The 18,078-nt window shown below is 73.0% G+C and carries 15 protein-coding genes; 12 read left to right on the forward strand and 3 right to left on the reverse strand.

The window, feature by feature from the left end; translation table 11 throughout:
* Positions 1–25: 25 nt before the first annotated feature.
* From ACIBI5_RS18820 to ACIBI5_RS18850, 7 genes are all read left to right on the forward strand, one after another.
* A complete protein-coding gene (locus ACIBI5_RS18820) occupies positions 26–1,522 on the forward strand; it encodes a peptide MFS transporter (protein ID WP_397248316.1) in 1,497 nt (498 codons plus the stop codon).
* The gene (locus tag ACIBI5_RS18825; RefSeq protein WP_397248318.1) at positions 1,519–2,535 is read left to right on the forward strand and encodes a methyltransferase; all 1,017 of its coding nucleotides are present in this window, start codon (positions 1,519–1,521) and stop codon (positions 2,533–2,535) included. Before ACIBI5_RS18820 ends, ACIBI5_RS18825 begins: the two co-directional genes overlap by 4 nt.
* Positions 2,532–4,016, forward strand: coding sequence for an FAD-dependent monooxygenase (locus tag ACIBI5_RS18830; protein ID WP_397248320.1), 1,485 nt, complete (start codon positions 2,532–2,534; stop codon positions 4,014–4,016). Before ACIBI5_RS18825 ends, ACIBI5_RS18830 begins: the two co-directional genes overlap by 4 nt.
* 103 nt (positions 4,017–4,119) lie before the next feature.
* Positions 4,120–5,658, forward strand: a complete 1,539-nt coding sequence (locus ACIBI5_RS18835; RefSeq protein ID WP_397248322.1) for an MFS transporter — start codon at positions 4,120–4,122, stop codon at positions 5,656–5,658.
* Positions 5,603–5,860: an acyl carrier protein gene (locus ACIBI5_RS18840; RefSeq protein WP_379618182.1), complete on the forward strand. Its 258-nt coding sequence runs from the start codon at positions 5,603–5,605 to the stop codon at positions 5,858–5,860. Before ACIBI5_RS18835 ends, ACIBI5_RS18840 begins: the two co-directional genes overlap by 56 nt.
* 92 nt (positions 5,861–5,952) lie before the next feature.
* Positions 5,953–7,212, forward strand: coding sequence for a cytochrome ubiquinol oxidase subunit I (locus tag ACIBI5_RS18845; RefSeq protein ID WP_397248324.1), 1,260 nt, complete (start codon positions 5,953–5,955; stop codon positions 7,210–7,212).
* Between the two features lie 11 nt (positions 7,213–7,223).
* Positions 7,224–8,177 carry a cytochrome d ubiquinol oxidase subunit II gene (locus ACIBI5_RS18850; RefSeq protein WP_397248326.1) on the forward strand — a complete coding sequence of 318 codons (954 nt, stop codon included), beginning with the start codon at positions 7,224–7,226 and terminating at the stop codon, positions 8,175–8,177.
* A gap of 56 nt (positions 8,178–8,233) precedes the next feature.
* On the opposite strand, the gene mppR is transcribed toward ACIBI5_RS18850, so the two are convergent.
* Positions 8,234–9,010, reverse strand: coding sequence for an enduracididine biosynthesis enzyme MppR (gene mppR / locus ACIBI5_RS18855; RefSeq protein WP_397248328.1), 777 nt, complete (start codon positions 9,008–9,010; stop codon positions 8,234–8,236).
* Between the two features lie 92 nt (positions 9,011–9,102).
* On the opposite strand from mppR, the gene ACIBI5_RS18860 reads away from it, so the two are divergent.
* Positions 9,103–10,383, forward strand: a complete 1,281-nt coding sequence (locus ACIBI5_RS18860; protein WP_397248330.1) for a sensor domain-containing protein — start codon at positions 9,103–9,105, stop codon at positions 10,381–10,383.
* A complete protein-coding gene (locus tag ACIBI5_RS18865; RefSeq protein ID WP_397248332.1) occupies positions 10,371–11,024 on the forward strand; it encodes a response regulator in 654 nt (217 codons plus the stop codon). The genes ACIBI5_RS18860 and ACIBI5_RS18865 overlap by 13 nt, the downstream gene beginning before the upstream one ends.
* A gap of 53 nt (positions 11,025–11,077) precedes the next feature.
* Here ACIBI5_RS18865 and ACIBI5_RS18870 read toward each other — a convergent pair whose 3' ends face one another.
* Together ACIBI5_RS18870 and ACIBI5_RS18875 are read right to left on the reverse strand one after the other, a co-directional pair.
* The gene (locus ACIBI5_RS18870; protein ID WP_397248334.1) at positions 11,078–13,027 is read right to left on the reverse strand and encodes an FtsX-like permease family protein; all 1,950 of its coding nucleotides are present in this window, start codon (positions 13,025–13,027) and stop codon (positions 11,078–11,080) included.
* Positions 13,024–13,773 (reverse strand): ABC transporter ATP-binding protein, encoded by a 750-nt coding sequence (locus ACIBI5_RS18875; protein ID WP_379618196.1) that lies wholly within the window; start codon positions 13,771–13,773, stop codon positions 13,024–13,026. Before ACIBI5_RS18875 ends, ACIBI5_RS18870 begins: the two co-directional genes overlap by 4 nt.
* A 191-nt stretch (positions 13,774–13,964) precedes the next feature.
* On the opposite strand from ACIBI5_RS18875, the gene asnB reads away from it, so the two are divergent.
* The 3 genes from asnB to ACIBI5_RS18890 are packed head-to-tail and all read left to right on the forward strand — an operon-like array spanning position 13,965 to position 18,077.
* The gene (gene asnB / locus ACIBI5_RS18880) at positions 13,965–15,818 is read left to right on the forward strand and encodes an asparagine synthase (glutamine-hydrolyzing) (protein WP_397248336.1); all 1,854 of its coding nucleotides are present in this window, start codon (positions 13,965–13,967) and stop codon (positions 15,816–15,818) included.
* A 19-nt stretch (positions 15,819–15,837) separates the two neighbouring features.
* Complete coding sequence (mppP, locus tag ACIBI5_RS18885; protein ID WP_397248338.1) at positions 15,838–16,962, forward strand: enduracididine biosynthesis enzyme MppP; 1,125 nt, start codon at positions 15,838–15,840, stop codon at positions 16,960–16,962.
* Complete coding sequence (locus tag ACIBI5_RS18890) at positions 16,959–18,077, forward strand: PLP-dependent aminotransferase family protein (protein WP_397248340.1); 1,119 nt, start codon at positions 16,959–16,961, stop codon at positions 18,075–18,077. Before mppP ends, ACIBI5_RS18890 begins: the two co-directional genes overlap by 4 nt.
* The last annotated feature ends 1 nt before the right edge of the window (position 18,078 follow it).

Below are 18,078 nucleotides of genomic sequence, written 5' to 3' on the forward strand. Positions count from 1 at the left end.
CCCCGAGCGACGGGAGTGGATGCCCATGGCGCCATCGCTGCTTCCCTGGCGACAGCCGCGCTGGTTCAGCACGCTGTTCATGACCGACCTGTGGGAGCGATTCAGCTTCTTCGGGATGATGGCCATCCTTTTCCTCTACGCGACCAGTCCCGACGGGCTCGGCATGCCTCCCGGCAGTGCGGGCGCCCTGGTCGGGCTCTACATCTCGGCCACGTTCGTCGCCTCGGTGCCGGGCGGCTGGCTGGGCGACCGGGTCTTCGGGCCGCAGCGCGCGGTCCTGTACGGCGCGATCCTCATCGCCTGCGGCCACGTCACGCTGGTGGTCCCGGCCGAGGCGACGTTCTACCTCGGCATCACGCTGATCGCGGCCGGTACCGGCCTGCTCAAACCCAACCTTTCCGCGCTGCTCGGCTCCTTCTATCCGCCCGGCCAGGCGGCCGAGCGGGAGGCGGCGTTCTCCGTCTTCTTCGTCAGCATCCAGGTCGGCGCGCTGCTCGCGCCGCTGATCACCGGCTTCGTGGGCGAGACCGTCGACTGGCATCTCGGCTTCGGCACCGCCGCGATCGGGATGGGCGTCGGCATCGCCGTCTTCGCCCGGGGCCGCAGGCACTTCGGCGAACTCGGGCGCGAGCCCGGACAGCCCGCCGATCCGGCCACCCTGCGGCGGCTGCGGCTCTGGAGCGCCGTGGTGGTGGCCGTCGTGGCGGCGGGGCTGATCGCCGCCGCCGTCCAAGGGGTGCTGCGGGTGGAGGTGCTCGTGGCCGTGGTGGGCCTGCTGGTGCTCGTCGCGCCGCTGCCGTACTCACGGATGATCCTCAAACGGGCGTCGGCGGACGAGCGGGTACGGCTGCGCGCCTACGCCTGGGTCTTCCTCACCACGGCCGTGCTGTTCCTGCTGGTCAGCCAGAGCAACTCGGTGCTCAACCACTTCGCCGCCGTCTCGACCGACCGGCAGGTGGGCGGGTTCCTGGTGCCGGCGAGCTGGTTCCAGTCGCTGCACCCGCTGTTCGTGCTGCTGGCCGCGCCGGTGCTGGCGCGGGTGTGGGGCGGGCCGGCGGGGCGGCTGGCCGTACCGGTGAAGCTGGCGGCCGGGCTGGTGATCGCGGCCGGCAGCTTCCTGCTCATGGTCTTCGCCGCGCAGAGCCCGGCGGCGTCGCCGCTGTGGCTGGTCGTGGTCTACCTGACGCTGTCGATCGCCGAGCTGATCATCGGCACGGTCGGGCTCGGGGTGACCGCCATGGTCGCGCCGGCCGGGGCCACCAGCCAGCTCATGGGGCTGTGGTGGCTGGCCGGGGCGGTCGGCGCCGTCGTCGGCGGGCAGCTGGCGCGGCTGGCCATGCCCGGCGGCGCCGGACCGCAGGCCGCGCAGGGCCCCGGGCCCGGCTACTTCCTCGCGCTCACGATCCTGCCCCTTCTCGTCGCGGCCGCGCTCGCGCTGGCCCGCACCCGCATCGCCGCCCGGTTGCGACCGGGCCCCGCAAACCCGTCCTTCCAGCTCACCACCGATGGAGGTCCCGTATGACCAGCGAGATGACCGCGCCCGCCGTCAGCGCAGAGCCGCTGTGGCGCCTGGGCACGGCCTACTTCAGCCGCAAGACGGTGCTGACGGCGGCCGAGCTCGGCGTCTTCACCACCCTGTCCGGCGCGCCCGCCTCGTCCGACGAACTGGCCAAACGCCTGGAGCTGCATCCACGCGGCGCCCGCGACTTCTTCGACACGCTCGTCGCGCTCGGCGTGCTCAGCCGCGAAGGGGAGATCTACCACAACACCCCGCTGGCCGAGCACTACCTCAACTCCGACCGCGCCTCCTACGTGGGCGCCTTCCTGAACGCGGCCGACGCCCGCTGGAACCAGCTCATCGACGCCCTGCGCACCGGCGAGCCGCAGAACCGGTGGGGCTCCGGCGCGCAGATGTTCACCGAGCAGTACCGCACCACGGCCGCCTGGCGGAACTTCACCGCCGGCATGGACTACCTCAACGGCATGATCGGCCCAGTGCTGGCCGAGGCGTTCGACTGGTCCACGGTCACCTCGGTGGTCGACGTGGGCGGGGCGCGCGGCAACCTGGCCGCGGCGATCCTGCGCGGCCACCCGCACATCGAGGCGGGCGTCATGGACCTGCCCGGCGTCGAGCCGGTCTTCCACGAGCACATGACCCAGCTCGGGCTCTCCGGGAAGATCACCTTCCACCCGGGCAACTTCTTCGAGGACCCGATGCCGGGCGCGCAGGCGCTGGTCATGAGCCATGTGCTGCACGACTGGGGGGTGAGCGAGCGCGAGCAGCTCGTGGCCGCCGCCTACTCCGCGCTGCCGTCCGGGGGCGTGCTGCTGATCTGCGACCCGATGATCGACGACGACCGCCAGGGCCCCGCGGGAGCGCTGCTGACCAGCCTCAACATGCTCATGGTCACGCCGCACGGCTCCGAGTACACGCGGGCCGACTGCCGCTCCTGGCTGGAGAAGGCCGGGTTCACCGGGCTGACCGAGGCCGAGCTCGGTACGCACAACACGCTCATCACCGCCCGCAAGCCATGAGCGAGACCGAGGTCCTGATCGTCGGCGGCGGCGTGGTCGGCCTGTCGGCCGCCGCCTTCCTGGCCTGGCACGGCGTCTCCTGCCGGGTGGTGGAGCGCCGCGCCGACCTGTCCATCCATCCGAGGGCGCGCGGCTTCAACCCGCGCGCGGTCGAACTGCTGCGCCAGGTCGGCCTGGAGCCGGCCGTACTGGAGGCCAGCAAGGGCTTCGCCGGGCACACGATGCGGGCCCGCGTGGAGAGCCTGACCGGCAAGGAGATGTTCCGCGCCGATCTGCCCACCGCCACCGACCTCGACCGGCTCAGCCCGTCGCCCTGGGCGCTGTGCAGCCAGGACCGGCTGGAGCCGCTGCTGCGCCAGCACGCGGTGGAGCTGGGCGCGCGGGTCGACTTCGGCGTCGAGCTGTCGGCCTTCGAGCAGGACGGCGACGGCGTCACCGCGACCGTGCGCAGCCGCGGCGACGGCTCGGCGGAGCGGATCAGGGCCCGGTACCTGATCGGCGCGGACGGGGTGCGCAGCCGCGTCAGGCAGCGCCTCGGCATCGAGCTCAAGGGCACGCCCGCGCTGCTGCGCCAGCTCAGCATCGTGTTCAAGGCCGACCTGCGCGAGTACCTGGGCGAACGCCGCTTCGCCATCTGCCAGGTGGTCAACGACACCGTCGAGGGGCTGCTCGTCCACGACGACACACTCACGCAAGGAACGCTCTACATCCAGTACGACCCGGCCAAGGGCCAGAGCTCGGCCGACTACCCGTGGCCGCGCTGCGTCCAGCTCGTCAGGGCGGCGATCGGGGCACCGGGTCTGCCGGTGCGCATCCTCGACACCCAGTCGTGGGAGCTGTCGGCGCTGTCGGCCACCCGGTACGGCGAAGGCCGCGTGTTCCTCGCCGGGGACGCGGTCCACGTGATGCCACCGGTCGGCGGCTTCGGCGCCAGCACCGGCATCCAGGACGCGCACAACCTGGCCTGGAAGCTCGCCCACGTGCTGCGCGGCAAGGCGGGGCCCGAACTGCTCGACACCTACGAGGCCGAGCGCGCCCCGGTGGCGGAGTTCACCGTCGAGCAGTGCCTGCGCAGGGTCACCTCGGGAACCGGCTTCGGCCGCCCGGCCGCCGACGCGGGGCTGCTCGACGACCTGACGCTCACGCTGGGCTTCCGCTACGGCGAGGGCGAGTACGCCGAGCCGGCGGGCGAGCCCGGCACCCGGGCGCCGCATGTCCAGCTGGGCGACGGCCGCTCGACGCTCGACCTGGTCGGGCGGGAGGCGTGCCTGCTGACCGGGTCCGCCGGTGAACGCTGGCGCGCGGCCGTACCGGATCTCGAGGTGCACGTCGTGCGGGCGCCGGAGTTCGCCGCGCGCTACGGCGTGGAGCGGGACGGGGCGGTACTGGTGCGGCCGGACGGGATCGTGGCCTGGCGCGGCGGCTCGCCCGAGGAACTGCCGGACGCGCTGGCGCGCGTCCTGTGCCGGGCGACGCGGTGAGAGGAGTGGTCATGCACCTGCTGGAGCAGATCGCCAAGGCCGGAGTGTTCTGGATCTGGTTCCCCGCGCCGGAGGAGGAACGCGCGGAGGAAGAGGAGCGGCCATGGTGAACGCCGGGACCCGCCGCCAGGGCGTGGCGCTGCCGCTGGTCGCCGTGGCGCTGGCGCAGTTCCTGGCGATGGTGGACCTCAACATCACCGCGACCGCGATGCCCGCGATCGTGGGCGAGTTCGGGCGGCTGGACCTGTTCGCCTGGGTCACCACCGGCGCGGTGCTCGCCTCCACCGTCACCACCCCGCTGTACGGCAAGCTCAGCGACGTCCTCGGCCGCAAGCAGGTCTTCATCCTGGCGCTGGCCCTGCTGACCGCCGGGTCGGTGCTATGCGCGCTGGCCCAGTCGATGCCGCAGCTGGTGTTGTTCCGCATCGTCCAGGGCGTCGGCGCGGGCGGCCTCATGGTCTCGGCCATGGCCATCTACGCCGAGCTGCTCACCCCCGAGCAGCGCATGCGCTACCAGATCTGGTTCGCCACCACGCTCAACGCCTCGGCGGCGATCAGCCCGTTCCTGGGCGGCCTCATCACCGACTGGATCAACTGGCGCTGGACGTTCTGGCTGACCGTGCCGGTGGCGCTGATCTCGGTCGCGCTCATCGCCAGGACCCGGCTGCTGCCCAGGCCCGAGGCGCGGGTGCGCATCGACTACCTGGGCGCGGCGCTGCTCGGCGGCGTCTGCACCTGCCTGGTGCTGGTCAGCAGCTGGGCCGGTGTCGCCTACGCGTGGGGCTCGCCGGTCGTCGTCGGTCTCGGCGCGGCCGCGATCGTGCTGGTGATCGCCTGGCTGCGGGTCGAACGGCGGGCCGAGCAGCCGATCATCCCGCTGCGGCTCTTCCGCGACCCGGTGCTGGTCGTCGCGAACGTCCAGGGCTTCGTCACCGGTCTCACGATGTTCGCGGCGGTCACCTTCCTGCCGCTGCTCATGGTGGCCCGCGGCGAGTCGGCGACCGGCGCCGGGCTGGCGCTCATGCCGCTCACCGCCGGGTCGCTGATCGTCTCCCTGGGCCTCAGCTCGTTCATGGCCCGCGCCGGACGGCCCCAGCTGTTCGCCGTGCTCGGCGGCGTGCTGCTGACCGGCGGGCTGGTCGCGCTGGCGGTGGCGGAGGGGCCGGCGATGCTGGCCGGCGCGCTCGTGTTCGGCGTCGGGCTGGCGCTGATCTTCCAGGTCTACTCCGTGGCCGTCATGAACCACGCGCCCCGCCGGGACCTCGGCTCGGCGATCGGGCTGCAGTCGCTCAGCCGACAGCTCGGCGGCACGCTCGGCCTGGCCGCGCTCAGCGGCGCCTTCCAGGCGCGGCTTGGGGCCGAACTGGCCGCCCGCGTGCCGGAGGACCAGCTCACCCGGGCCGTGACCGCCGCCGGCGACCCGGAGACGGTCAGCGCGCTGCCCGAGGCGCTGCGCACCGCGGTCACCGGCGGCTACGGCTCGGCGCTCACGCTGGTCCTGCTCGCCGCCGCCGTCTGCGCGGGCGTCGGGCTGCTGGCCACCCTTCTGCTCAAACTGCCCACCCCAACGAAGAAAGGGAGCGACCATGACCGTGTTCACCCTGGACGACCTGCGGCGCATCATGAGGGAGGCCGCGGGTGAGGGAGAGGCCGTCGACCTGGACGGCGACATCCTCGACACGCCTTTCGCCGACCTCGACTACGACTCGCTGGCCGTACTGGAGATGACCGTGCGCGTCGAGCGCGAGTTCGGCGTCAAGCTCGGCGACGACGAGGTCGGCGGTGTGAAGCTGCCGAGCGAGTTCATCGATCTGGTCAACAGCCGCCTACAGCCGGGGGAGTAGACGGCCACGCCCACTGCGTCCGCCGGGGTAGGCGCAGAAGCCTCCCTGCGGCGGACGCCCCCTTCCGACCTGGACTGACAGGCTGGTGAACCATGGACAACCTGCTGTTGTCGAGGCTGCAGTTCGCGACGACGACCTCGATCCACTTCCTCTTCGTCACGCTGACGCTGGGGCTGGTGCTGTTCGTGGCGGGCATGCAGACCGCCTACACGATCACCGGGAACCCGGTCTACCGCCGCATGACGAAGTTCTGGGGCAAGATCTACGTCGTCAACTACGCGGTCGGCATCGTCACGGGCCTGGTGATGGAGTTCCAGTTCGGGCTGAACTGGAGCGGCCTGTCGAAGGTGACGGGCAACGTCTTCGGCGTGCCACTGGCCCTGGAGACGCTCATCGCGTTCGTCGCCGAGGCCACCTTCCTCGGCATGTGGATCTTCGGCTGGGACCGGATCCGCAAGGGCGTCCATCTGACGCTGATCTGGCTGGTGGCGCTCACCGCTTACGCCTCGGCCTTCTGGATCATGGTCGCGAACGCGTTCCTGCAGCACCCGGTGGGCTACGAGATGCGCGGCGACCAGGCCTACCTCACCGACTTCGGCGCCCTTCTGGCCAACAGCAACCTCATCGACACGCTGCTGCACGTGATCTCCGCGGCCGTGCTGGCCGGCGGGCTGTTCGTGGCCGGGATCAGCGCCTACCACTTCATCAAGCGCACGCAGGAGGTGGAGGTCTTCCGCCGGTCGATGCGCTGGGGACTGATCGCCGCCCCGATCGGCGCGTTCTCGATCATCCACTGGGGCTTCCTGCAGGAGGTCGTGATCGAGAAGACCCAACCGGCCAAACTCGCCCAGATGTACGGCGAGCCGGAACGGCTGGTGGCGGCGCAACAGGCCATGGAGCAGCAGTTCGGGCCCGGTGACTGGGCGCCGCCAGGGTGGATCGGCGTGCCGTACCAGATCATGATGAACAGCGCCTTCATCATGGCGCTCATCCTGCTCGTCTGCCTCATCCTGCTGTTCCGCAACTGGGTGGTACGGCTGCGCTTCCCGCTCTACGTGCTCCTGATCATGGTGCCGCTGCCGTTCGTCGCGGTGATCTCCGGCTGGCTGGTGCGGGAGGTGGGCCGTCAGCCGTGGACCGTCTACGGCCTGCTGACCACCGACAAGGCCGTCTCCGATCTCCCGGCCCCCGTCGTGTTGATCTCCTTCGTCGGGTTCACGTTGGTGCTCGGCACGCTGGCGGTCGTGGACTACGTGCTGATCGCGCGCTTCGTCCGGAAGGGCCCGGACGACGAGCTGTTCGGCTCCACTCTCGACCAGGTGGCCAAGCCCGCCTCTGCCCACAGCTTCTGAAGGAGCAGACCATGGACCTTCTCTGGCCGATCCTGCTGGGCCTGCTGTTCGCCGGATACTTCGTCGTGGACGGGTTCGACATCGGCGCCGGGCTGCTGCTGCGCCGCCTCGGCGGCGGCGAGTACGAGCGGCGGGCCGTCCTCACCTCCATCGGCCCCTTCTTCCTGGGCAACGAGGTGTGGCTGGTGGCCGTCGGCGGCGTGCTCGCCGGCGCCTTCCCGCTGATGAAGGACCACCTGCTCGGCGGCCTCTACCTGCTCATCGTGGCCGGGCTGCTCATCTGGGTGGTGCGCGACGCGGCGATCTGGTTCCGCAGCCGCCGCCCGTCGCCGCGCTGGCGCGCCGGATGGGACGCGATGCTGGGCGGATCCAGCGGCGTGTTCGCCGTCTTCTGGGGGCTGCTCGTGGGCGCGCTGCTGACCGGCCCGCCGCCGCTGACCGACCGCTGGCTCGTGGCCGGGATCAACGCCGCGGTGTGGGCCGTGGTGATGGTGCTGCTGTTCACCACGCACGGCGCCGTCTTCCTGGCCGCCCGCCTGCCCGCCGACCTCGCCGCCCGCGCCACCGCCACGGCCACCCGCCTGTCGCGCCCCGCCGCCGGGCTGCTCGCGCTCGCCTCCCTCGCCCAGCTCGCCGTGCCCGGCCCCGGCGGGATCGCCACGACCGTGCCGGTCGTCCTGCTCGGGCTGCTCGCCGCCGCCGCGCTCTGGGCCGCCCCCGCCGCCCTCGCCAAGTCCCGGTACGGCAGTGCCGTCGCGCTGACCTCGTTCGCGGCGGCCGTACCGGCGGTGCTGGCGAGCCTGCGCCTGGCCGGCGGCCTGTCGGACGTCACCGCGGACCCGGCGACGCTGAGCGTGCTGAGCGGCTTCCTCGTCATCCTAGTCCCGGTGCTGGCGGCGATGCAGGCGTGGATGTGGTGGACGTTCCGCCGCCGGGTGCACGCGGGCACGGTGGTCTTCTTCTGACCTTGAGCATGGAGAAGCCCCGGGACGGTGTTCCGTCCCGGGGCCCGCGTGTGCGCTCAGCCCAGCCGGCGGCCGCTCACCAGCGTCTCGGCGTAGCTGAAGGCGTATCCGGCGCCGACCTCGACCGGCGCCAGCGAGGCGAGGTCCTCGTCCGCGCCGGGCAGCAGCCGGAACGCGCCAGAGCCGCGCCACACCGGCCCGAACTCCACGTCCCGCACCGACGAGGCGACGAGCTGGTACAGCGGCTTCTCGCCCGGCACCCAGGCCGGGAAGTGCCGGTTGTGCACCAGCGGCACCGTGTGCAGGTGCGGCGGCTCGGCGGGCTCGGCGAGCGTCACCGCCACCTCGGCCACCCGCCGGTCGCGCACCGCGAGGCTGGCGCTGAAGCGTCCGCCGGCGGCCATGCGCGGCCCCGCCCGGCCCACCTGGACCGGCCTGGTCAGGTGCACCGACCCGAACTGCTTCGGCATGCCCTGGACCCAGCCGCGCATCAGCGGCACCGCCTGGTCCACCCACGCGTACGGGCAGCGCGCCATCGGCGACCCGCCGAACGAGCAGCCCAGCAGGATCAGAAACTCCGAGAACCGGCTGCCCGCCGGGTCCTCCAGCTCCGCGCCCGACTCCGAGCACCACTGCCACTCGGCGAACACCGCGGCCGCGGCCCCCGGGTCGGGCCCGAGTTCGAGCTCCGGTGGCAGGAAGCGGGCGGCGGCGGCCGGGTCGACGCGGTAGTCGACCATCACCACCTCGCCGGAGAAGTACCAGGGCGGCGAGGTGAGGGAGGAGGAGCTTCCGGACGGGGACAGCGGCAGGGAGTACCCGGTCAGCGTCATGTCCCGCAGCCTAGGAAGCGCCGGAGAGATCGGCAATGAGCCTCCATCCGGCCTGGCGCGGGCCACTAACCAGGCTCAATTCCCTCATTAGGATGAGGATCGTGGGGATCGAGGGCGGGCCGTGGGAAGGGCTGGTCAGCGCGCCGGCGCGGGTGCCGCTCAGCTCCCGGCCCTGGCGCTCGGTCGCCTACCTGCTCGGCGGCTTCCTCGTCGCGATCGTCTGGCTGGCCGGGACCGTCGTGCTGCTCGTGGTCGGCGTGGTGACCGTCCCCATCGTCGTCGGCGTGCCGCTGCTGCGCCTGCTGCCGCGCTGGGCCGAGACGCTCGGCCGGGTCGAGCGGGCCAGGCTGCGCCTGGTCGACGGCCGTCCGGCGCCTGATCCCCACAGTGGCCGTCACCGTGGCAGGCCGCTGCTGCGTGAGGCGGCCACCTGGCGCGAGGCCGGGCACGGGCTGCTGCTCTGCCTGCTCGGCCCGCTCAACGCCGTCGCCCTGCTGGTGCTCGCGCTGCTGGCCGGTGGCCCGCTGCTGGCCCCGTTCTGGCGCCTGCTGCCGTTCTCGCCGTCGGCCAACCCGTCCTGGCAGAAGGTCACCTCCGACCCGGCGCTCGCGTGGGGGGCCTCGCTGGCCGGGCTGGTGCTGCTCGTCCTGGCCGCCTACCTGGTGACCGCCGTCGCGGCGGCCGAGGCCGGGCTGGCCCGTACGCTGCTCACGCAGCCGCCGGAGGAGGAGCTGGAGCTGCGGCTCATCGAGGTGGACCGCTCGCGGGCCCGGCTCGCCGACGCCTTCGACAGCGAGCGCCGCCGCCTCGAACGCGACCTGCACGACGGCACCCAGCAGCGGCTCACCGGGCTGATGATGACGCTCGGACTGGTCAAGATGGAGCTGGCAGGGGCTGACCCCGAGGCCAGGAAGCTGGTCGAGCGGGCCCACCGCGAGGCGGGGGAGACGCTGGCCGAGCTCCAGGACCTCGTACGCGGCATCCATCCGCCCATCCTCACCGACCGCGGGCTCGAAGGGGCGCTGGCCGAGGCGGCGGAGCGGTGTCCGGTGCCGGTGACCGTACGCGTGGAGACCTCGCACGGACGCCCGCCCGAGTCGGTGGAGTCGGCCCTGTACTTCGCGGGCTGCGAGGCGCTCACCAACCTCGCCAAGCACAGCGGCGCGAGCGGCGCCGAGCTGCTGCTGCGCGACGCGCCCGGCCGCATCGTGCTGCAGGTGAGCGACGACGGCGTCGGCGGCGCCGACACCGCCGCGGGCACCGGGCTGGTCGGGCTGGCCGACCGGGTGGCGGCGGTGGGCGGCACGGTCAGCCTGTCCAGCCCCGAAGGCGGGGGAACGACCCTGCGGGTGGAGGTTACGTGGACGTCGTGATCGCGGACGACGCGGTGCTGCTGCGCGAGGGGCTGCGCCACATCCTGGAGCGCTTCGGCCACCGGGTCGTGGCCTCCGTCGGCGACGCGCCGTCGTTACTGGCCGCCGTCGACCGGCACCTGCCGGACGTCGCGGTCGTGGACGTGCGGATGCCGCCCGGGTTCCGCGACGAGGGGCTGCGCGCGGCCCTGCGCATCCGCACCGAGCACCCGAAGGTGGCGGTGCTGGTGTTGTCGCAGTATGTCGAGCGCTCGTACGCGATGGAGCTGCTGGAGTCGGGTTCCGGGAGGGGCGTCGGCTACCTGCTGAAGAACCGGGTGGGCGAGATCGAGGACTTCCTCGACGCCGTCACCCGGGTGGCCGCGGGCGGCACCGCCATCGACCCGACCGTGGTGGTGCGCCTACTGGAGAACCGCCAGGACCCCGGCCTGGAGCGCCTCACGCCGCGCGAGCGCGAGGTGCTCGCGCTGATGGCCGAGGGCCGCTCCAACAGCGCGATCGCCCGCGAGCTCGTGGTCACCGAGGCGGCGGTGCTCAAGCACGTGGGCAACATCTTCGCCAAGTTGCTGCTGGAGCCGAGCGACGAGGAGCACCGCCGGGTCGCGGCGGTGCTCCGGTACCTGCGCGAGGGCGCCCGCTAAGCGGCCGCCCGATAGGCCGCCGCGCCTGATAGGCCGCGTCCGGTATGCGGCCGCTAGGCGGCCGCCTCGGCCACGGAGGTACGGCGGCGCAGCAGCAGCGCCGTGGGCACCAGCGCGGACACGACCACGACCAGCGCGCAGGCCAGCGCCACCAGCCCCGCCTCGGCCCACGGGAACGCGGTGGGCACCTCAAGCCCGAGCCCGCCCAGCACGCCGCGCAGCCCCAGCACCGCCACCACGGTGACCGCGCCGCCGAGCAGCACGCCCGTGGCGGCCACGCACAACGCCTCCCACAGCGCCATCCGCAGCACCTGCGCGCGCCGCGCGCCCAGGAACAGCAGCCGCGCGAACTCCCCGCGCCGCGCCCCGAACGACAGCGCCGAGGTGTTGGCCACCGCGATCAGCGTGTACGCAACGGCGAACCCGGCCAGCGCGATGGCCCCGATGCGCATGCCCTCCTGCCGGGCCCCGCTCACCATGGTCATGATCTCCACGGTGTCGAACACCTTCAGCTTGGGCCAGCGCTTCTCCAACTCGGCGCGGATCGCCGCGGGCCGGTCGGCGGACACGTGCACGGCGCTCCAGCCCGCGTTCTCGCCCTGCAGCAGGCCGGTCGGCACGAGCAGCCCGCCGCCCAGCGGGGACCCCTCGTAGAGCGCGGCCAGCCGCGGCGTGGCCTTCACCCCGCCCATGAGCCCCAGCTCCACCTTTTCGCCGAGCCGCCACCCGAGCGCCGCGGCCTGCCGTCGGTCGGCGGCCACCGCGCCCTCGCGCAGCGCCTCCAGGCTGCCCTCGACCTTGGTGAGGTTCATGACCTCGCCGATCCCGGCCGGGTCCACGCCCTGCGCGGGCACCGTGCGGGTGGTGCGGTTGGCGTGCACCTCCACCTGTCCCGACGTCACCGGTACGGCCGCGCCCACCCCGGCCCGCTCACCCAGCCACCGGGCCGCCTCGGCGCTCCCGGCGCCGGACACGACCAGGTCGGAGCGCCACACCTGCCTGGCGTCTGCGGCCATCGCCTCGCCGAGCAGCGTGGTGCCGCCGAGCAGCGACCCGGCCAGCCCGACCGTGATGAGCACCGGCGCGGCGGTGGCCGCGGTGCGCCGGGCCGCCATCCGCACGTTCTCCCTGGCCAGCTCGCCGGTGGCGGCGGTCCAGCGGGCCAGCGGCGCGGCCACCAGCGCGCTGGTCCAGGAGGCGAAGACCGGTGACAGCAGCGCGAAGCCGATCACCAGCGGCATCGAGACGAACATGGTCAGCGGCATCCGCCCGTCCGGCGGCGCCACCGGCACCAGGGCCAGCATGCCGCCGCCGGCCGCCAGCGCGGCCAGCCCGCCCAGCCAGCGGCCCTTGCCGATCGGCTGGTCGGCCAGGGCCGCGGCGCGCAGCGCCTCGACGGGGCGGACGGCGGCGGCCCGGCGGGCGGCGGCCACCGTGGCGACCAGGCCCACGAGCACCCCGGCGGCGAAGCAGCCGGTCAGCGCGCCCGGCGACAGGCTCGGGGTGAAGGCGGCGGGCAGGAGCTCCTGCGAGCGCAGCAGCGCCGCCATCGCGGCCATGAGCGGCCCGGCCAGCAGCACGCCCAGCGTGGAGGCCAGGATCGCGGCGAACGTCGACTCGGCCAGCACCATCCACCGCACCTGCTGGGGCGCGGCGCCGACGGTACGCAGCACGGCCAGTTCCTTGCGCCGCTGGGCGACGATGAAGGCGAAGGTCCCGGCCACCACGAAGACGGTGACGAAGGCGCCGATCACGGCCAGCATGACCAGCAGCGCGCCGGATTCCGACACGGCCCGCCGTACCGCCTCGGGGGTCTCGGGCGGGAGGGCGGAGCCGGAGGCCAGCATCGAGGTCGCGCCGCCCGCGAAGGCGACGCCCAGGGCGAGCGCGATCACCGCGCCCGCGAAACCGGAGACGCGGCTGCGCAGCGTGCGCCAGGCGACCGACAGCAGCGTGCGGGTGCGTACGCCCCGCCGCGCGGGGAGGGCGGAGATGGTGGTCACGCCGCCTCCAGTTCGGCCAGGCGGGCGGCGACCGTGCGGGAGCTGGGCTGACGCAGCTCGTCCACCAGCAGGCCGTCGGACAGGAAGAGCACGCGGTCGGCGTGGGAGGCGGCGAACGGGTCGTGCGTCACCATCACCACGGTGTCGCCGCGCTCGTCGACCAGGCGGCGCAGCAGCGCCAGCACCTCGCGGCCGGACTTGCTGTCGAGGGCGCCGGTGGGCTCGTCGGCGAAGATCACTTCGGGCTGTGCGGCGATGGCGCGGGCGATGGCCACGCGCTGCTGCTGCCCGCCGGACAGTTCCGCCGGGCGGTGTCCCATGCGCTCGCCGAGGCCGACCAGCGTGAGCACCTCGCGGATCCACGCGCGCGGCGGGCGGCGGCCCGACAGGCGAATCGGGAGCGCCACGTTCTGGGCGGCGGTCAGCGAGGCGATGAGGTTGAAGGACTGGAAGACGAAGCCCAGGCGGTCACGGCGCAGCTCGGTGCGCTGGCGCTCGTTGAGCTCGCCCAGGTCGGCGCCGCCGATGAGCACCTTCCCGCCGGTCGGCTGGTCGAGCCCGGCGGTGCACTGCAGCAGCGTGGACTTGCCGGAGCCCGACGGGCCCATGATCGCGGTGAAGGAGCGGGCGGGGAAGGTGGTGCTGACCCCGCGCAGCGCGGCGACCTCGTTCGGTGCCTCGCCGTAGACGCGGGAGAGGTCGATCAGGCGTACGGCGTCCGTCGTCACGGTGGCGGTCTCTGTCATGGGTCCCAGTCAACCGAGATCGGGCGCGAAAGACCCGGGTGGCGACGAGAGATCCCGGGGTGGTGTCAGCACTACCACCGCCTGGACCAAGCGGGCTGGCTCCCGTCTGGATCACGGCTACAGGCCGCGCCGAAACCGGGTTGCCACCATACCGGGGCAAGCGTCCCCGAATCGCGCGGAGGAACTGGCGGATGGCCGGCATCGCAGGATGGGTGGATTTCCACCGTGATCTCGCATTGGACCGCAACATCGTGCTGGCGCAGCTCGGCGCGCTCGCGTGGCGCGGCTCGGACGGCGAGGGCCTGTGGGCCTCCTCGCGCGCCGTGCTCGGCCACCGGCGCAGAGCCGCGCTCGACCTGGGCGGCGGCGCCCAGCCCATGGCGCACGGCGGCGCCGTCCTCGCCTTCGACGGCGAGATCTACAACCACAACGCGCTACGGGCCGAGCTGAAGGCGCTCGGCCACACGTTCACCACCCGCAGTGACACCGAGGTGCTGCTGCACGCCTACCTGGAGTGGGGCGAGCGCTGCCCCGAGCACCTGGACGGCATGTTCGCCTTCGCGATCTGGGACAACAGCCGCGAGCGGCTGCTGCTGGTCCGCGACCGCATGGGCGTCAAGCCGATGTTCTACTACCCGACCGTCTCCGGCGTCGTCTTCGCCTCGGAGCCGAAGGGCGTGCTCGCCCACCCGCTCGTCGAGCGGGTGGCCGACCTCGACGGCCTGCGCGAGTTGCTCGCCTTCACCAGCAGCGTCGGCCGCAGCCCGGTCAAGGGCATGCGGCGCGTACGGCCCGGCGAGGTCGTCACCGTCAGCCGCTCCGGCGTCCACGAACACCTCTACTGGCGACTGGCGGCCAGGCCGCACACCGACGATCACGAGACCACCGTGGCCCGCATCCGCGAGCTGCTCGAACACTCGGTTGCCCAGCAACTCGACGCCGACGTCCCCGTGGGCGTGCTCCTGTCGGGCGGCCTCGACTCCAGCACGGTCGCCGCGATCGCCGCCAAGACCTTGGCCGATCGGGGGGCCGAGCGGGGCGACCGGCCGCTGCGCACGTTCACCGTCGGCTACCCCGGCGGCGCCGCCGGCGGCCCCGGGCCGATGCGGGCCGGTGAGGACGCGCCCTACGCCCGCGAGGTGGCCGCGCACATCGGCTCCGAGCACGAGTTCGTCGAACTGGACGGCGTCGCCGTCACCGACCCGGTGCTGCGGCGCACCGCGGTCGCCGCCCAGCAGGACCTGCCGGTCGCCGCGCCCCAGTTCCCCGCGTCCCTGCGGGCGCTGGCCAGGCGCGTCAGCGAGAAGGTCAGCGTCGTGCTGGCCGGCGAGCAGGCCGACACCGTCTTCGCCTCCTTCATGGGCATGGACCGGCCCGAGGTCGTCGCCGCCCAGACCTACCCGTGGGTCGCCGCCACCGCCCACCACCTGCCGCCCGACGGGCTCGGCACCGGGCTGTTCGCGCCCGACCTGCTCAAGGAGCTCGACGTGCCCGGCTACTGCGCCGACCGGTACCGCGAGGACCTGGCCGGCATGCCGTACTTGGAGGGGGAGGACCAGGACGAGCGGCGCATGCGCGAGATCTACTACCTGCACCTGCAGGGGTGGCAGGAGTTCGGCTGCGCGCTCGACGACGGCGTCAGCCTGGCCGGCGGGCTGGAGCTGCGCTGGCCGTTCTGCGACCACCAGCTCGTCGAATACCTCTTCAACGTGCCGTGGGCGATGAAGACCTTCGACGGCAAGCCCAAGAGCCTGCTCAGGGCGGCCGTCGCCGACCTGCTGCCCGCCTCCGTCCTGGAGCGGGGGCCCAGCCAGTTCCCCACCGGCCGCGACCCGGGGTACGCGCCGCTGCTGAAGTCGGAGCTCGGCCGGCTCCTCGACGACTCCGGTGCCCCCGTCCTGCCGCTCATCGACACGGGCAGGGCCAGGGCGCTGCTGGAGTCGCCGATCGAGCCCAAGCGGGCGTGGCGCGACCTGACCGACATGGAGTCGGTCCTGCAGATCAACCAATGGCTTGACCAGCACAGCATCCGGATTTCCCGGTAGAACACGACGGGGCGTAGAGATGATCTCGAGCAATGTCAACCTCACCGAACTCGAAATCCTGGCTCTCGACAGCGAGCTGAACGTGGCCGACGGCCACGCCCGCCAGGAGCTCAGCGACGGCCAGCAGCGCATCATCGACGAGCTGTCCACGCTCTTCCAGAAGGCCGCGATGCAGCCGATCGCCGACCTGGAGAGGACCGCCCACCGGACCTTCTTCCAGTTGCTCGGCCAGCACCGCTACCCCGTGGGCGACAACGCGGTGCTCAGCTGCTACGCCTCGTCCGTGGCCATGGAGATCCTGGCCAGGTCGCTGGTGACGACGTCGGACGCGGTCGGGCTGGTCCATCCGACCTTCGACAACATCCCCGACATCCTGCGCGGCGTGGGGCTGCGGCTGGTGCCGGTCGAGGAGGAGCCGCTGCACACCGGGGACCCGGCGCTGGCCGTACCGGAGGGGGTGGGGTGCGTCTTCATCACCACGCCCAACAACCCGACCGGCCGGGTGCTGTCGGCCCGGCGGCTGGCCGAGGTGGCCGAGGTGTGCAGGGAGCGCGACGTCGTGCTGGCCCTGGACACCTCCTTCCGCGGCTTCGACACCCGCGCCCACTACGACCACTACGCGGTGCTGGAGGCCAGCGGCTGCCGGTGGGTCGTCATCGAGGACACCGGCAAGCTCTGGGCGACGCTCGACCTCAAGGTCGGCCTGCTGGCCTACAGCCGCAACATCGGCCTGCCGATCCCCAAGATCTACTCCGACATCCTGCTCGGCGTCTCGCCGTTCATCCTGACCCTCGTCGAGCACTTCGCCGAGGACGCGGCCAACGGCGGCCTGTCCGACCTGCACGCCTTCATCGCCGAAGGCCGCGCGATCGTGCGAAGCGTCCTGGGCGACGTGCCCGGCGTCAGCTTCCCCGACCCCGACAGCCGCGTCAGCGTGGAGCGGGTCGACCTGGGCCACCTGAGCTGCGACGACATCTGGGACGAACTGCACAAGCGTCAGGTCTACGCGCTGCCCTGCACCCAGTTCCACTGGGCCGAGCCCGCCCGGGGCGACCGCTCCCTGCGCATCGCGCTGGCCAGGCCGCACAGCTCCATCCGCGCCGCGGCGGAAGAACTGCGCGCCGTCCTGCTGGCCGCGGGGTGAGCCCGTACTGGCGTACCGGAATCGTGCAGGACGTCGCGCCGCCCGGGATCACCGACCTGGCCCCCGGCTACCTCGACCCCGCCCTGCTCCCCGTGGACCTGCTCGCCGCCGCCTACGACAAGGCCTTCTCCCGGTACGGCCCCGCCGCCCTCACCTACGGCGAGAACCAGGGCGTCCAGCCCCTGCGCGAGGCCCTCGCCGAACGCGCAGGCTGCGGACCCGAGCACATCCTGATCACCGCGGGCACCTCACACGCCCTGCACATGCTGGCCACCACGCTGGCCGAGCCGGGCGACGTGGTCCTGTGCGAGCCGACCGCCTACGACTACGGCAAGCAGATCTTCACCGACCGGGGGCTACGCCTGGCCCCGTTCGCCGCCGACGACGCGGGACCGGAGCCGGACGCGCTGGCCGCCGCCATCCGCAGGCACCGGGCGGTGGGCAGGCGGATCGCGTTCGCCTACCTGATCCCCACCTTCCACAACCCGACCGGGCGGCTGGTGGGGGAGGAGCGGCGGCTGGCGCTGCTGGACGTGGCCCGCGAGCACGACGTCCTCGTCGTGGAGGACGACGCCTACGCCGAGCTGTGCCTGGACGAGCTGACCATGCCGGCGCCGATGGCCGCGCTGGCGGGCTATGAGGGAGTGGTCAGGCTCTGCTCGTTCGCCAAGACGCTCGGCCCGGGGCTGCGGCTCGGCTGGATGCTGGCCGCGCCGCCCATGGTCGCCGCGGCCGCCGCCGGCGGGCTGCTGTCCAGCGGCGGCGGGCTCAACCACCTGGCCTCGCTGGCGGTCACCACCCTCATCGAGGACGGCGGCTACGACACCAGGCTCACCATGCTCCGCAAGGAACTGGGCGCGCGCCGGGACGCCCTGGTCAAAGGCCTGGGCACGGCCTGCTTCGCCCGGCCGCCGCACGGCGGGTTCTTCCTGTGGGTGCGCGGCGCCAGCGAGGAGCACATGCTGGCCGCCGCCGCGCGGGCCAAGATCCGGGTGGCCGCGGGCTCCCGGTTCGGCCGGCCGCCGACGCCCGCCGTACGCCTGAGCTACAGCTTCAACCCCCCGGACACCCTCTTCCAGGCCGGCCGCCGGCTGACCCAACACCAGAAGGGATGAC

This window comes from Nonomuraea sp. NPDC050540 (assembly GCF_044457485.1).
In the GTDB taxonomy this organism is placed as follows: domain Bacteria; phylum Actinomycetota; class Actinomycetes; order Streptosporangiales; family Streptosporangiaceae; genus Nonomuraea.